The following is a 15,219-nucleotide window of genomic DNA, read 5'->3' as shown; positions in this document are numbered from 1 at the left end:
ACACCACCGAGGAATGAAGGAACCACCGCCATGGCAGCACCTTCGGCAGCTTCCCAGCGGATCGTCATCGAGAACGCGGCGATCGCCACCGTCGACGCCCAGGACACGGAATACGCCTCCGGGTACCTCGTCGTCGCCGACAACAAGATCGAGTCCATCGGATCCGGAAGGGCCCCCGAGGGCCTGGAGAACGTGGTTCGTCGCATCGACGCCACCGGTCACCTGATCACACCCGGCCTGGTCAACACCCACCACCACTTCTACCAGTGGATCACCCGGGGCCTGGCCACCGACCACAACCTCTTCAACTGGCTGGTCGCGCTCTACCCGACGTGGTCGCGGATCGACGAGTCGATGGTGCGCGTGGCCGCGCAGGGCTCCCTGGCGATGATGGCCCGCGGTGGTGTCACCACGGCCATGGACCACCACTACGTCTACCCGCGGGGTTCCGGAGACCTCTCCGGCGCCATCATCGGTGCCGCCGCCGACATGGGCGTCCGCTTCACCCTCGCCCGCGGTTCCATGGACCGCAGCGAGAAGGACGGCGGTCTGCCGCCGGACTTCGCCGTCGAGACCACCGAGGGCGCGCTCGCCGCCACCGAGGAGACGGTGCGCAAGCACCACGACGCCTCCTTCGACGCGATGACCCAGGTCGCCGTCGCCCCTTGCTCCCCCTTCTCCATCTCCACCGACCTGCTCCGCGAGGGTGCCGCGCTCGGGCGTCGCCTCGGCGTGCGCATGCACACCCACGGCTCGGAGACCGTGGAGGAGGAGAAGTTCTGCCACGAGCTCTTCGGCATGGGACCGACGGACTACTTCGAGTCCACCGGCTTCCTCGGCGAGGACGTGTGGATGGCCCACTGCGTCCACATGAACGACTCCGACATCGCCGCCTTCGCCCGGACCAAGACCGGTGTTGCCCACTGCCCGTCCTCCAACGCGCGCCTCGCCGCCGGCATCGCCCGCGTACCGGACATGCTCAGGGCCGGCGTACCCGTCGGCCTCGGCGTCGACGGCACCGCCTCCAACGAGTCCGGCGAGCTGCACACCGAGCTGCGCAACGCGCTCCTCATCAACCGCCTCGGCGCCCATCGGGAGGCCGCGCTCAACGCCCGCCAGGCCCTGCGCCTGGGCACCTACGGCGGCGCCCAGGTCCTCGGCCGCGCCGACAACATCGGCTCGCTCGAAGTCGGCAAGCTCGCCGACTTCGTCCTCTGGAAGATCGACGGCCTCGGCCACTCCTCGATCGCCGACCCGGTCACCGCCGTCGTCTTCGGCGCGGCGGCCCCGGTCACCGCGTCCTTCGTCAACGGCAAGCAGATCGTCGAGAACAACCGGCTGCTCTTCGCCGACGAGGAGCAGATCGCGCGCGACGCGCGCGCGGAGGCGCAGCGCCTGGCCCGGATCACGGCCCAGGGCTGACCTCCCCACGGAGTCCGACCGAGGGGGACGGCCCTCGGTCGGTCGCCGCGGACCCGAGCGGGGTCCGCGGCAGCCCGACCGGGGGGTGGCGTACGCCGAAAGGCGAACGGCACCCCCCGGGACGGTGACGTCCACCCGCCCCCCACACGGGTGGCCCGTCCCCCGCGCGGCACCCCTCCTCGGCCGCACCGCACCACCCCGCACGCCGCAACGAGCCGCACCTCCTGCACCCCGCACCGCATCGCACCACCTCCCTGAACCCCGCGTCACCGCCGACGTGTAACCGACCGGAGGAACCGCCGTGGCCGCCAAGCCCCAGGTTCGCAATGCACAAGACGCAGGCTCCGCTCCCGACGACCGTGAGAAGCATCCGGTCGACGAGACGCTGCCCCCACTGAAGATGCTCACCAGCGGCCTGCAACACGTGGCCGCCATGTACGCGGGCGTCGTCGCCCCGCCCCTGATCGTCGGAGCGGCCGTCGGCCTCTCCGGGACCGAACTCACCTTCCTCACCGGCGCCAGCCTCTTCACCGCCGGCCTCGCCACCTTCCTGCAGACGCTCGGCATCTGGAAGATCGGCGCCCGGCTGCCGTTCGTGAACGGCGTCACCTTCGCGGGCGTCGCGCCGATGCTCGCGATCGTCGACACCACCGAGAACAAGGCCGATGCGCTCCCCGTGATCTTCGGCGCGATCATCGTCGCCGGACTCCTCGGTTTCGCCGCCGCCCCCTTCTTCTCCCGCCTCGTGAGGTTCTTCCCGCCGGTGGTCACCGGCACGGTGATCACCCTCATCGGCGTCTCCCTCCTCCCGGTCGCGTTCGGTTGGGCCCAGGGACCCAATCCGGCCGCCGAGGACTACGGCTCGACCACGTACCTCTCGCTCGCCGCCGGCACGCTCGTCGTGGTCCTGCTGCTGCGCCGCTTCACCCGGGGCTTCCTCAAGCAGGTGGCCGTCCTGGTCGGCCTCGTCATCGGCACCCTGATCTCCATACCGTTCGGCGTCACCGACTTCACCCCGGTGACCGAGGCCGACATCGTCGGCTTCCCCTCGCCCTTCCACTTCGGGGCCCCGCAGTTCGCCCTCGCCGCGATCCTCTCCATGTGCGTCGTCATGCTGGTCTCCATGACCGAGTCGACCGCCGACATGCTGGCGCTCGGCGAGATCGTCGAGCGGCCCGCGGACGAGAAGACCATCGCCGCCGGACTGCGTGCCGACACCCTCGGCTCCGCGCTCAGCCCGCTCTTCAACGGCTTCATGTGCAGTGCCTTCGCCCAGAACATCGGCCTGGTCGCCATGACGAGGATCCGCAGCCGCTTCGTGGTCGCCTGCGGTGGCGGCTTCCTGCTCCTCATGGGCCTGTCGCCGGTCGCCGCCTCGCTCATCTCGGTCGTTCCCCGACCGGTTCTCGGTGGCGCGGGCGTCGTCCTCTTCGGTTCGGTCGCCGCCAGCGGCATCCAGACCCTGGTCAAGGCCGGCCTGGAGAAGGACAACAACGTGCTGATCGTGGCCGTTTCCCTGGCCGTCGGCATCATCCCGATCACCAAGCCGGAGTTCTACCACGCCTTCCCGGAGACCGCGCAGATCATCCTGGACTCCGGCATCTCCACCGGCTGTGTCGCCGCCGTCCTGCTCAACGTGGTCTTCAACCACCTGGGCAGGGGCCGCGACGACGACGACGTCACCGCGCCCATGGAGCCCGGCGAGGAGATCTCCGAGACCCGCACCACGAGGGCGGCGCACGTCCACTGAACCCACTCCGTCTTCCCCCTCCTGCCCCGGGCCCCGCGCACACCGCGGTGCCCGGGGCGCTGGTGCTGATCAACCCCAACACCTCCACCGCCACCACCGCGGCGATGACCGCCATCGCCCGGCGGACCCTGGGGTCCGCACGTTCCGTTCGGGGCGTGACCGTCTCCCGGGGGCCGCGCATGCTCACCGATCCGGAGGCGCTGCGGGCCGCCGCCCCCGAAGTCCTCGCCACAGGCCTCCGGGCAGTTGCCGAAGGGGCCTGTGCCGCCCTTCTGGTCGCAGCCTTCGGCGACCCGGGCCTCCCGGCACTGCGGGCGGCGGAGGGCACGGCCGGCGTTCCCGTGATCGGCCTGGGCGAGGCGGCGCTCCGGGAGGCAGCCGCTGGTGGAACCCCCTTCGGCGTCGCCACCACGACCCCGCTCCTGGCCGATGCCATCCACGCACGGGTGATGGCCCTCGGGCTCGCCGACCGGTACACCGGCCTACGACTGACCGCCGGCACGCCCGAGCGCCTCTCCGCAGATCCGCCCCTGCTGCTTGACCGACTCGAACGGGCGGTCCGCGCCTGCGCGGAACGGGACGGGGCCCGCGCCGTCGTCATCGGCGGCGGCCCGCTCGGCGAAGCGGCCGAGGAACTCCGGGGCCGCTGCAGGGTGCGGATCGTGGCGCCGATACCGGCGGCCTGCCGCGCCGTCGCCCAGGCGCTCGCGGGCTGATCGCCCTCACCGCTCCAGCTCGATCCGACGACGGCACTCCCGGGCCAGGAAGGGGTAGGCAGCCGCGATCGCCTCGTACGACCGCCGCCGCAGCAGCCTCTCGACCTCGCCCCGTCCGGTCTCCCCGTACAAGCCGTCGAGCAGCGCCTCGTACCGCGACAGGGCATGGCGCAGATAGCTGACCTGCCAGCGCACCAGTGCCCCGGCCGGGACGGGGGTGCCTCCTCCGCGCGGGCCTCCCGGCTCGCGCGCCCCCAGTAGGCGTCGGTGTCGGACGGCACGCCGCTCCAGCTCCGGGCGGGGGAGCCGGGGCACCTCGATCGGTTCCGCCCGGACCGCGGCCAGGACGGCGGCCCGCCGCTGCCCGGTGCGGCCGGCCGAGACCGAAGCCGGAGCGCGGCAGAGCGTCGCGGTCTCGGCGAATTCGGGGGTCCGCTCCACCGTCTGCACGCGTGCCAAGAGATAGAGGCACACGGGTGCGGGGGACCAGCGGCGCGGGTCGCGCCCCTGGAAGTCCGGCCTGCCGAGCAGCTCCCGCACCATCGCGTCGGTCCAGCCGCGGCGGCGCACCCCGGTGAGCGTCACATACGTCGTACGGTCCGTCACGCATCCTCCTGATTCGACTACGGAGAGTGATGTTCTCAGTGAAGCGCACCCCACTGACACCGCCCCCTTGCCCGACCGTCACCTCCTGTGCGATATAGGTCTGGACCTTTCTCAAGGATGGAGGTTGGAGCATGCAACGCCCGCTTTCCGCAAGCCCGTTGGCCATCCTCGTGTTCGTCCTCGCCGCCTGCTCGGCACCCGTGGCCCCCGTCCCGCAGGACACCGGGCCACCCACCGCGCCCACCGGAGTCACCGCCACCGCGGGCAGCGCGAGCACCGTCCACGTCATGTGGAACGCAGCCACCGACGACCGCGCCGTCACCGGATACGCGGTCTATCGCGAGGGCCACAAGGTCAAGGACCTTCCGGCAGCGACCCTGATGACCGACGTCACCGGCCTCGCCCCCGCGACCCGCCACCGCTTCACCGTCCGCGCCCGTGATGCCGCGGGCAAGGTCTCGCCGCCCAGCGCCACCGTCACCGCGACCACCCTCCCCGCCGCCGCCGAAGACCGCACGCCCCCCACCGCCCCCACCGGTCTGCGCGCCGCCGCGGACGGCAGTCGCGCCGCCACCCTCCACTGGTCCCCTGCGCACGACGACACCCGGGTCACCGCGTACGACGTCTACCGGGCCGACGTCCGCATCCACACCGTTCCCGGCACCGCCACCACCACCCGTCTCACCGGCCTGCGACCCGGCACCGCCTATGCGTTCACGGTCCGCGCGCGCGACGCCGCCGAGAACTCCTCACCCGACAGCGCCCCCGCGGACCTCACCACCGCACCCTCCCCGGGAGCCCCGCCGAACACCGCCCCCGAAGACGTCGCCGTCGCGACGGCGCCCGGCGAGATCACCCTCACCTGGACCCCGCCGAGGACGGGAGCACCGGTCACCCACCACGAGCTCCACCTCAACGGCCGCTTCGCCACCACCATCGTGTGGGGCACCGATCCCCCCACCGGCCGCGCCAGCTACGGCTTCGCGGTCCAAGACCCCCCGGGCACCCGCTACGTCGTGACCCTCCGCGCCCGGCTCCCGGACGGAACCTGGGGCGACTTCTCCGCTCCGCGGACGGCGGTGGTGCGCTGAACTTCCCTGCTCTTGGCCGGAACCGCATCCTTTCGCAGGGCGTGACGGACCCTCACCCTGCGAACAGGGGATGCGACAGGCCGCTGGGGGGGCACCGATGTCCGATCCGATGTCCGATCCGATGTCCGATCCGATCTACGTACCCGCGCTGCCCGCACGCCCGAACGGCCTCGTGGCCTACGGCGCATTGACGCCGGACGTCCGGGCCGTCGTCACCCCGCTCTGGACCGTCCCGCCCCGCGCCGGCGGGGCCCGCACACGGCGGAAGGGGGCGCTCCATCGCCCCGATCCGGACCCGCTCGCCCTCGTCGGGCACCTGCGCACCGTCCTGCACCGGATGGTGGGAGTGCAGTGCGGGCGACCCGCCTGGGTGGACGTCCGCCATGCAGAGGGCGAGCCGCGGCACCTGCTCGCGGAGTTCCGGAGCCTCCTGGTGCGCACCCCGCTCCGGCCGGTGACGGGCGTCGAACGGGACGCCCGGCAGCAGGAGGCGAGTGCCGAGGTCGCCCGCGCGAGCGGAAACGGCCTCGGCCTCCGGGTGTCCCCGCAGGACCTCCCGCACGAGCGGCTCCGGGACGCCGTCGGCTCCCTGCTCGAACGGATCGCGTTCGCACGGTGCCCGGTGGACCTCCTGCTCGACCTGGGAGCGGTCGACGAGGACCACCGGGACCCCTCCCGCACGGCGCTCCGTGCCCTGGACGCCCTTGGGTCCCTCCACCCCTGGCGCACCGTCGTCCTGCTCGCCGGGGCCTTTCCCGAGACCCACCCCCGGGGCTACGGGGCGCCCCTGACCGAGACGTACCGGACCGACCGGTTCCTCCCCGATCTGCTCCGCCGGGCGGTCGGCCGGCAGGGAGCGCACCCCGTCCACGGAGATTACGGAGCGCACGACCCGGCGAGCGCCGACCGGGTCTCCGACACGGGCCCCGACCCCTTCCGCGGAGCCCTGCGGTACACCACCGCACGCACCTTCCTCGTGGGCGAGGTGCCGGCAGGACCCGACCACCACGTCACGGTCCGTCGGCTCGCCCGCGAGATCGTCGCCTCCCCGGACTTCAGGGGAGCCGGATACAGCGCGGGGGACCGCTGGCTCAGCACCTGCGCCGACGGCCGCGGTCCGCTGGGCACCGGCCACCCCGACGCCTGGATCTGCGCCGGCCACGCCCAGCACCTGACGCACGTCGCCCGCGAACTGCGGCGACACTCCTGACCCCCGGCCTTGCCCGCCGGATCCGCTCCCCCGGAACTACCCTGGGAAGCGTGGCCGAGACCGTCCTCACCAACACCGGGCTCGACAGCCTCCTCGACGGAGCGCCCGAGCATCGTGACCCCGCCTTCGTGCGGGCCGCCGAAGTCGTCCTGGGGCTCCTCGCGCTGCGCGGGGCCGACCGGACGACGGGGGTGCCCGAGCCGACGCCCGGCCTCGTGCGGCAACTCCTGGTCGAGGACCTGCCGACCTTCGTGTACGCGCCGCCCGGCCGCCTCGCCGCCTACCCGGCCGTCCTCGGGGCGCTCGCGGCGCGGTTCGACGGAGGACGGCGGGAACGGATCGCCCTGGCCGTCGCCGAGTCGGCGCCCGACTTCGAGCGCGCCATGAACGACCCCGGCAACCTCACCTGGCACCGCTGGTACGCCTCGCTGCTGCGGACCTGCGGCACCGACCTCGACGACCCGGAGGACGTGCGCCGTCGACTCGCCGCCCTCGACGGCGCGCCCCTTCCCGACGGCGTGCGCCGCGCCCACCTCATGGGGCGGACGGCCCTCGCCGACGTCCTGCTGGCCGAGGCGCTCACCCGGGCGTACGTGAGGGACGCCGAGAAGCCTCCGACCGCCGGGCCGCTGCTCACCGACCACGCCGTGGCGACCGGCATCGGACGGCTCGCCGCGGCGCTCCAGGACCGCTGGACCGCCGCCGGCCTCGCCGAGCAGTTGGCCGGCCCCTACGCGCGCTTCGCCCCGGGCCCCGACGCCTTCCCCCACCTCGTGCTGGCCGACGCCCTCCTCGACGAGCACCTCGACTACTACGGTGATCCCGCCGTCCCCGTCCCTCCGCCGCCCGCGATCGAGGACGGGCCCGTGGAGGAGGACGCGGACGCCCTCATCACCGCCGTCGAGGAGCTCGCGGAGGAGGAGTTCGAGCCCTACGGGGGCGAGGCACCGCACCTGCTGTACGCGCTCTACCAGCGCGGCTGCGCCCCGGAGTCCATCGCCCGCAGGACGGCCGAATACGAGGACTGGGCCGTCGATCCGGACCTGGAGGACCTGCCCGCACCGGTGCCGGACGGGGCGAGCGGACCGTACGCCGTTCCACCCCTGCCGGAGCTCGTGCGTCTGCTGGGGCTGGTGGAGTTGAACGAGGCCGACCGGGCCCGGCTCGAACGGCCGGCCCGTGACCTCGCCGCGGTCGTCGACCGCCTGGCCGCCACCGGCCTCGCCTTTCGCAGCGGGGACGCCTTCGGACTCACCCCGCGCGGCGCGGGCGTCGTGCGCTACCTGCTCACAGTGCGCGGGGTCACCGCGCCCGACGCCGGAGGGCTCACCGCCTGGACCGCCCCGGACCTGATCGCCGCGGCCAGCGGCTGGTCCGCGTCGGTCGCCGTGCGCGTGCTCGCCGATTGGCTCCGCGCGCACGGGGACACCACGGACGCCTGGTCCCGACTGCTCGCCGCCCTCGGCACCGTCCACGCGGGAACCTCCGATGCGGCTGCCACCCGGGGGCTGTTCGCCGCCCTCGACACGGCCGGCGCACCGCCCGAGGCCCTGCGGGGCGCCCTGCGCGACCCCGTGGTCGGCGCCCGTGCCCACGAGGCACTGCGCCTGCGGGGCGAGCCGGCGGACCCGATCCAGGTGCGCGCTTCCGCCCGGGCCCTGCACGTGCTCGATGCCCTGCCCGCGAAGAAGGGTCCCTTGGAATCCCGTCGGGCCGCCTTCGACGCGGCGGCGGCGGACTGGCCGGGCGGCTCCGCGGCCCTGGTCCGGGCGATGGCGGCGGCGGACCGCCACGAGACCGAGCGGGTGCTCCGCCCGCTGGGCATCACCCTCCCCTGACCTTCGTGCCCCGCAGTTCCCTTCCGCGCGTCTCCACGGCGGGGGTCACCCCGCCGTGGAGACGCCGGAGGGTCAGCCCGCCGTGAGGTACATCCCCGACGGTCCCGCCCCGGCTGTGTTCCGGCAGCTCTGGTGTCCCGTCGGGCGGGCCTGGACCAGGGCCAGACAGCGGCCGAGGGCCTGCTGCCCGTAGGCGTTGGGGTGCATGGACTCCTGCACCAGGCCCTGGGTGCTCTGGCTGTCGATCCAGCGCGCCCACTCGCTCGTCGTCCCCGACGGCGGCGCCGCGGCCGTCACCTGGCGGCTCGCCTTCGCACAGACCTCGCGGCCCTGGAGCGCGTCCCGCAGGTCGAGGAACTGCACGCCCTTGGCCGTCGCGACGCCCTTCAGGCGGTTGGCGATCTGGGGGACCAGGGAGTCGCGGGCCCAGGTGGAGTCGGCGTTCCAGAAGGGGCAGCCGCCGGTGCTGGTGCGCGACCAGCCGCTCTCGACGTAACGGTTCTCGGAGGCGCGGGGGATGGGGGAGGGGTAGGACTGCAGGACGATCCGGTAGTCGGACGCGGCGTACCCGGCGCCGGCCATGACCGCCCGGATCTCGTCGACGGACCGTCCGACGTCGGACATCGCGCGGTCGATCTTCGCGTCGACCGCGACCTGCTGGTCGTCGTGGCAGTACGAGTACCAGATGATGTAGTCGGTCGCGCAGGTCGTGATGACGTCGGCGAAGCCGAGGTCGTTGCCGCCGATGGACAGCGCGATCAGTTCGACGTCGTGCGAGGCGGCGACGGCCGCGAGCTGGTCGGCCTGGGGCGCCTCGCCCTTGAAGGCCACCCCGCCCTGGGAGGCGCGGAAGACGTTCTTGGTGGTCGCCCCGGAGCAGGCCAGGTTGATCAGGGAGTCGGCGATCGGTCCGGCGCTCTTGACCTCGGCGGTGTCCGAGCGGTGGCAGCCGCCCGCGGTGGTGCCGTACACCCGGGAGGGGGCGTAACCGCTGCCCGTCCAGGCCCGGTCGGTGCCGTTGCGGCTGCCGGAGTTGGTGAGGCTGTTGCCGAGCCAGCGCCCGGCCTCGCCGGAGATGTAGCTGTCGCCCATGGCGACGACGGCGGTGGGACCGTTGTCGGGGGAGGCATGGGCGGGTGGGGCCGCCACGGCGGCGAGCCCGGTGGCCGTACACAGTGCCAGGAGTGTGCGCAGCGCGCGGTGGGGGATCGAAGGCATGGCTGTGCTCCTGCGGTGTGCAGTGACGTGGGGGACAGCCGCCGGCCGGTGGCATGGCGGAATCTCGCACGGCGTGGCTTGTTACCGCTAGGTAGCTGCATGTTTCGGTTGGGTTACGTCCCCTGTGGCCCGACAGGCGCAAGAAACCGGCCATGACGGGGCCCCGCCCCCCGGAGCTGTGCGTTCACCGGGGACGGGGCCGTTCGAAGGGGGCGGTCAGCCGACCAGCTGCTCGTATGCCGGCAGGGTCAGGAAGTCCGCGTAGTCCGCGTCGAGGGAGACGTGCAGCAGCAGGTCGTGCGCCTGCTGCCACCGGCCCGCCGCGAAGGCGTCCTCGCCGATCTCGTGGCGGATGGCGGCCAGCTCCTCGGCGGCGACCTCGCGGGCCAGCTCGGGAGTGGCGGTCTCGCCGTTCTCGAAGACCACGCCGGCATTGATCCACTGCCAGATCTGGGAGCGGGAGATCTCGGCGGTGGCGGCGTCCTCCATCAGGTTGAAGATGGCGACGGCGCCGAGGCCGCGCAGCCACGCCTCGATGTAGCGGATGCCGACCTGGACCGCGTTGCGCAGGCCGTCGTAGGTGGGGTGGGCGTCGAGCGAATCGATCGCGATGAGGTCGCCGGGGGCCACCGAGACGTCCTCGCGCAGGCGGTCCTTCTGGTTCGGCTTCTCGCCGAGGACGGCGTCGAAGCAGGCCATGGCGATCGGGACCAGGTCGGGGTGGGCGACCCAGGAGCCGTCGAAGCCGTCGTTCGCCTCGCGCTCCTTGTCCGCCGTGACCTTCTCGAACGCGACCTTGTTGACCTCGGCGTCCTTGCGGGACGGGATGAAGGCCGCCATGCCGCCGATCGCGTGCGCGCCGCGCTTGTGGCAGGTGCGCACGAGGAGTTCGGTGTACGCGCGCATGAAGGGGGCCGTCATCGTGACCGCGTTGCGGTCCGGCAGGACGAACTTCGCGCCGCCGTCGCGGAAGTTCTTGACGATCGAGAAGAGGTAGTCCCAGCGGCCCGCGTTGAGTCCGGCGGCGTGGTCGCGCAGTTCGTAGAGGATCTCCTCCATCTCGTACGCCGCCGTGATGGTCTCGATGAGGACCGTGGCGCGGACGGTGCCCTGCGGGATGCCGACGTAGTCCTGGGCGAAGACGAAGACGTCGTTCCAGAGGCGGGCCTCCAGGTGCGACTCCGTCTTCGGGAGGTAGAAGTACGGGCCCTTGCCGAGGTCGATCAGGCGCTGGGCGTTGTGGAAGAAGTAGAGGCCGAAGTCGACGAGCGCGCCGGGCACCTGGCGCCCGTCGACAGCGAGGTGCCGCTCCTCCAGGTGCCAGCCGCGCGGGCGCATGACGACCGTGGCGAGCTGATCGGCCGGCTTGAGGGCGTACGACTTGCCCGACTTGGGATCGGTGAAGTCGATGTTCCGGGTGTAGGCGTCGATCAGGTTCACCTGACCCAGGATCACGTTCTCCCAGGTCGGAGCGGAGGCGTCCTCGAAGTCGGCGAGCCAGACCTTCGCGCCGGAGTTGAGCGCGTTGATGGTCATCTTGCGGTCGGTCGGACCGGTGATCTCGACCCGGCGGTCGTTCAGCGCGGCCGGGGCCGGCGCGACCCTCCAGGAGTCGTCGGCGCGGATCGCGGCGGTCTCCGGGAGGAAGTCCAGGGTGGAGGTGCGGGCGATCTCGGCGCGGCGCTCCGCCCGCCGGGCGAGGAGTTCGTCCCGGCGCGGGGTGAACCGCCGGTGCAGTTCGGCGACGAAGGCCAGGGCGGCCTCGGTGAGCACCTCTTCCTGGCGGGGGAGGGGCTCGGCGTCGACGACGGCCAGGCTGGACGGCGCTGGTGCGGACATGAACTGTCACTTCCTTCGGCGGACTTCACGGGCGGTGCCAGGCGGCCGCCGGGCGTTGCGGGGCGGCACGGAGTGCCACGGTGCCGAGATACGGCCGCGAGCGTCCCCTGAACGAGCAGGGCTTCTGAACAGTGGATAGTAGTTTCCTCATGGTGGAAGTTCAATGGTTTGTTGATGTCGAGATTCTCCGGATCGACAGAACATGGCGCTGAGTGCCAGCCGCTTCACTCCAGGTGGGACAGGTCCGCCTCCGTGTCGATGTCATAGGGCTCGGCCACATCCGAACAGTCCACCGGGGTGATCGCATCCCGGTGCGCCGCCAGGTAGTCCCGTGCGCCCCGATCGCCCACCGCCGAAACCGCGATCCCCGCCCAGTGCGCGGCGCCGAACAACACCGGATGGCCCCGCTGCCCGTCGTACGAGGCCGCCGCCAGGGTGCTCCGGGACTCGTACGCCGCCCGTACGCGTGCCACGGCCTCCGCCCCGATCCCCGGCTGGTCGACCAGGAGCACGAGCGCCGCGTCCACGCCGTGCGGATCGTCGGCCAACGAGCCGAGCCCGGCCCGCAGCGAGGAACCCATCCCCTCCGCCCACTCGGGGTTCTCCACCAGGACGCAGCCCGCCAGTCCGGCCCGCTCCCGCACCGCAGCGGCCGACGCGCCGAGCACCACGTGCACGACCTCGCACCCGGCCTCCCGCAGGACCTCCACCGCGTGCTCCACCAGGGGGCGCCCCCGGTGGGTGAGCAGGGCCTTGGGGCGTCCTCCGAGTCGCCTTCCGCCTCCGGCTGCGAGGAGCAGTCCTGCGACGACGGGGGGTCGCTCATGCGCTGTTGTCATGGGGACTGCATACCTCACGGCCTGCCCGGAAAGCTCCGACCGGGCCCGGGAGCGAGGGGCGGGCGCCGGCCCGCCGGACGTGGACGAGGGTCCGTCCGGGCCTGCGGATCCCCGTGTGGCCGCGGGTCCGGACGGGGCTCCCGAGCCGTACGTGCAGCGGGATCCGTGGTCGTCCGTGCCGGGAGGGGGAGGGGTGGTCGACTCCTCGCCAGATCAGCTGAATTCCGTCCGCCAAGGCTGGCGCGGCGGGGGGCGGAGGAGTTAACTGGCGGCGACTCGCGGCGCCGACCACCCGCACGGCGGGTCCGCTCGGAGCGTTCGGAGTGGAGTGCTGCGCACGGCGTCGTGCGAGGGGGAGAACCATGTTGCGAAGCGTGGGGCAGAGGCGAGTGACCGGCGAGGGCATGGACCCCAGGGTGGCCGAACTGCGCTCCGCCGTGTCCCGGCTCCGCCGAGAACTGGCCGTGCTCCGGATCGATTTCGCCGACCGGGGGATCGCCGAGGAAGAACTCGCCGCACTCGACGCGATGGCGCTGAGCGGCGAGCCCGAAGTGCGACGGCTGCGCCGTTCCCTGCTGCTCGTGGCGGGCTCGGTCGGTTCCGTCAGCGCGCTCGCCGGCGGTCTCGCGGCGGTCCGCCGCGCCGTCGAGCTCTTCGGCCCCCCGCCCCCTCCCTAGGCGTTCCGACCCGGGAGGGGCGGACGGACCGCCGTCCCCCGGCGCCGGCCGGGGCTGCGGCCCCGGCCGGCTACCGCCGGATCAGTCGGCGTGCCGTCGCCGCCGCCACGGCCGCCGTGCGCGAGTCCACGCCCAGCTTCGCGAAGATGTGCACCAGATGGGACTTCACGGTCGCCTGGGACAGGAACAGTGCCTTGCTGATCTGCTGGTTCGACAGCCCCTCGCCCACCAACTGGAGCACTTCCAACTCCCGCTTGGTCAGTGCCTGGGCAGGGGTCCGCATCCGGTCCATCAGCCGGTGCGCCACGGCCGGCGCGAGGGCGGACTGCCCGGCCGCCGCCGTCCTGACCGCAGCCGCCAACTCCTCCGGCGGCGCGTCCTTCAGGAGGTAACCGGAGGCGCCCGCCTCCACCGCCGCCAGGATGTCCGCATCCGTGTCGTAGGTCGTCAGGACCAACACCTTCGGTCCGCCCGCCGCCGTGATCGCCGCCGTCGCCTCCGAACCGTGCATCCCCGCACCGAACTGCAGGTCCATCAGCACCACGTCCACGCCCCCGCCGGCGGCCAGCTCCACCGCACGCTCGGCGGTGGCCGCCTCGGCGACCACGGCGAAATCGGGCTCGGTGTCGAGGACGGCGCGCAGGCCCGCCCGCACCACCGGATGGTCGTCGGCGAGGAGCAGTCTGATGGTCATGTGGAAGCTCCGGTGGGAAGGGGGAGGGAGACGGCGACGGCGGTGCCCTGTCCGGGCGCCGACTCGACGGTGAAGGTGCCGCCCAGCGACTCCGCGCGCGAGCGCATCGCCGGCAGCCCGAAACCGCCGTCGGAGGAGGGGCGCACGGACGCGGGGTCGAAGCCGACGCCGTCGTCGACCACGTCCAGGGTGACCGACGCGTCCATGAACGACAGGGTGATCTCCGCCCGCGAGGCCGAGGCGTGCCGCACCGTGTTGGCCAGCGCAGACTGCGCGATCCGCAGCAGCGCCACCTCGTACGGGGTGGGCAGCTCGACCGGTGTGCCGCTCACCGAGAAGCGGACCCGCGGCCCGTCCCCCAGGCCGTACGGGACCGCCCCGCTGGTGCTCGGATCGCGCGGGGCCGCGCCGCCGCCCGGCGCGCACAGCCGCTCCAGGGCCGCCGCCAGGGAACCGCGCTCCAGGTCCGGTGGCGAGAGGGCCCGGACGAAGCGCCGTGCCTCCGCCAGGTTGTCCTGGGCGGCCTCGCGCGCCCGGCCGATGTGGACGGCGGCGGGGGAGGCCGGCGGCAGTGCCCGCTCGGCCGCGCGCAGCAGCAGCTGGATCGACGACAGGCCCTGTGCGAGGGTGTCGTGGATCTCGCGGGCCAGCCGCTCCCGCTCGGCGAGGGTTCCCGCGTGCCGCTCCGCCGCGGCCAGCTCCGCCCGCGTCTCGATCAACTCTTCGATGAGTCGGCGCCGCCGCTCGTTCTCCCGGTACAACGCCTGGTAGCCGAGGACCGTCGCCACTGCGACCGCCGCGCCGAGCAGCGGTCCGATGAAGACCCCCGGGTTGAGCGGGGCGCCGTGCCCCACGTACGAGAGGATCGCCGCCCCCGCGGTCACCGCCACGGCCGGCAGCGACCAGCGCGCGGGCAGCAGGTGCAGCTGGAGGAAGTACAGGGGGAAGGCCAGCCAGAGCGCTTCGGGGGTGAGCCAGAGCAGTCCGAGCCAGGACGCACCGAGGACGGCCAGCCAGACGGCGGCGGCCCGCTGGGAGCTCCGCACGGACGGCAGGTACGAGCCGGCCGCGTAGACCGCGCCCGTGACCAGCGCCATCACGGTTCCGACGGTCGAACGGGCCCGCGCCGCGGCGAGGACGAGCAGACCCGCCATGAGCAGGTGCAGGCAGAGGCGCAGGGCGCGCAGGGCGGGGGTGAGGGAACGCGGATCCATGTCCCCTCCAGCGTAGACAGCGCGCGGCCGTCCGGACTCAACCGAAAGTTTGATGGCGGAGCCATCCGTGGCGCGATGCCCGCGGAAGCCCTCGCGGACCACTCT

13 protein-coding genes are annotated in these 15,219 nt (G+C 73.0%); 7 read left to right on the top strand and 6 right to left on the bottom strand.

Going from position 1 to position 15,219, the window contains the following annotated elements; translation table 11 throughout:
- The first annotated feature begins 30 nt into the window (after positions 1-30).
- From ACFW22_RS09650 to ACFW22_RS09640, 3 genes are all read left to right on the top strand, one after another.
- Complete coding sequence (locus ACFW22_RS09650) at positions 31-1,422, top strand: 8-oxoguanine deaminase (protein ID WP_386401049.1); 1,392 nt, start codon at positions 31-33, stop codon at positions 1,420-1,422.
- Between the two features lie 400 nt (positions 1,423-1,822).
- The gene (locus tag ACFW22_RS09645) at positions 1,823-3,172 is read left to right on the top strand and encodes a nucleobase:cation symporter-2 family protein (RefSeq protein ID WP_386401140.1); all 1,350 of its coding nucleotides are present in this window, start codon (positions 1,823-1,825) and stop codon (positions 3,170-3,172) included.
- A gap of 62 nt (positions 3,173-3,234) precedes the next feature.
- The gene (locus ACFW22_RS09640) at positions 3,235-3,888 is read left to right on the top strand and encodes an aspartate/glutamate racemase family protein (RefSeq protein WP_386401047.1); all 654 of its coding nucleotides are present in this window, start codon (positions 3,235-3,237) and stop codon (positions 3,886-3,888) included.
- 6 nt (positions 3,889-3,894) lie between these two features.
- Here ACFW22_RS09640 and ACFW22_RS09635 read toward each other — a convergent pair whose 3' ends face one another.
- Positions 3,895-4,494 (bottom strand): hypothetical protein, encoded by a 600-nt coding sequence (locus ACFW22_RS09635; protein WP_386401045.1) that lies wholly within the window; start codon positions 4,492-4,494, stop codon positions 3,895-3,897.
- Between the two features lie 131 nt (positions 4,495-4,625).
- Between ACFW22_RS09635 and ACFW22_RS09630 the strand changes: the two genes are divergently transcribed.
- The 3 genes from ACFW22_RS09630 (at position 4,626) to ACFW22_RS09620 (ending at position 8,633) form a co-directional block, all read left to right on the top strand.
- A complete protein-coding gene (locus ACFW22_RS09630) occupies positions 4,626-5,585 on the top strand; it encodes a fibronectin type III domain-containing protein (protein ID WP_386401043.1) in 960 nt (319 codons plus the stop codon).
- Between the two features lie 97 nt (positions 5,586-5,682).
- A complete protein-coding gene (locus tag ACFW22_RS09625) occupies positions 5,683-6,795 on the top strand; it encodes a hypothetical protein (RefSeq protein WP_386401041.1) in 1,113 nt (370 codons plus the stop codon).
- 50 nt (positions 6,796-6,845) lie between these two features.
- Positions 6,846-8,633 (top strand): hypothetical protein, encoded by a 1,788-nt coding sequence (locus ACFW22_RS09620; RefSeq protein WP_386401039.1) that lies wholly within the window; start codon positions 6,846-6,848, stop codon positions 8,631-8,633.
- Between the two features lie 72 nt (positions 8,634-8,705).
- Here the strand turns inward: ACFW22_RS09620 and ACFW22_RS09615 are convergent, their stop codons facing one another.
- From ACFW22_RS09615 to ACFW22_RS09605, 3 genes are all read right to left on the bottom strand, one after another.
- Entirely contained in the window at positions 8,706-9,851 is a 1,146-nt protein-coding gene (locus tag ACFW22_RS09615; protein ID WP_386401037.1) for a GDSL-type esterase/lipase family protein, read from the bottom strand.
- Positions 9,852-10,067: 216 nt separating this feature from the next.
- Positions 10,068-11,690: a malate synthase A gene (gene aceB / locus ACFW22_RS09610; RefSeq protein ID WP_386401035.1), complete on the bottom strand. Its 1,623-nt coding sequence runs from the start codon at positions 11,688-11,690 to the stop codon at positions 10,068-10,070.
- A gap of 224 nt (positions 11,691-11,914) precedes the next feature.
- Positions 11,915-12,529 (bottom strand): NTP transferase domain-containing protein, encoded by a 615-nt coding sequence (locus tag ACFW22_RS09605; RefSeq protein WP_386401033.1) that lies wholly within the window; start codon positions 12,527-12,529, stop codon positions 11,915-11,917.
- A 362-nt stretch (positions 12,530-12,891) separates the two neighbouring features.
- Here ACFW22_RS09605 and ACFW22_RS09600 point away from each other — a divergent pair, with 362 nt between their 5' ends.
- Positions 12,892-13,206 (top strand): DUF5955 family protein, encoded by a 315-nt coding sequence (locus ACFW22_RS09600; RefSeq protein ID WP_386401031.1) that lies wholly within the window; start codon positions 12,892-12,894, stop codon positions 13,204-13,206.
- Between the two features lie 70 nt (positions 13,207-13,276).
- On the opposite strand, the gene ACFW22_RS09595 is transcribed toward ACFW22_RS09600, so the two are convergent.
- The gene (locus tag ACFW22_RS09595) at positions 13,277-13,900 is read right to left on the bottom strand and encodes a response regulator (RefSeq protein WP_386401029.1); all 624 of its coding nucleotides are present in this window, start codon (positions 13,898-13,900) and stop codon (positions 13,277-13,279) included.
- The gene (locus ACFW22_RS09590) at positions 13,897-15,114 is read right to left on the bottom strand and encodes a sensor histidine kinase (protein WP_386401027.1); all 1,218 of its coding nucleotides are present in this window, start codon (positions 15,112-15,114) and stop codon (positions 13,897-13,899) included. Before ACFW22_RS09590 ends, ACFW22_RS09595 begins: the two co-directional genes overlap by 4 nt.
- Between the last annotated feature and the right edge of the window lie 105 nt (positions 15,115-15,219).

The sequence above is a fragment of the Streptomyces sp. NPDC058872 genome, from assembly GCF_042743065.1.
Taxonomy (GTDB): domain Bacteria; phylum Actinomycetota; class Actinomycetes; order Streptomycetales; family Streptomycetaceae; genus Streptomyces.
This window is presented reverse-complemented; position numbering and strand designations above follow the sequence as displayed.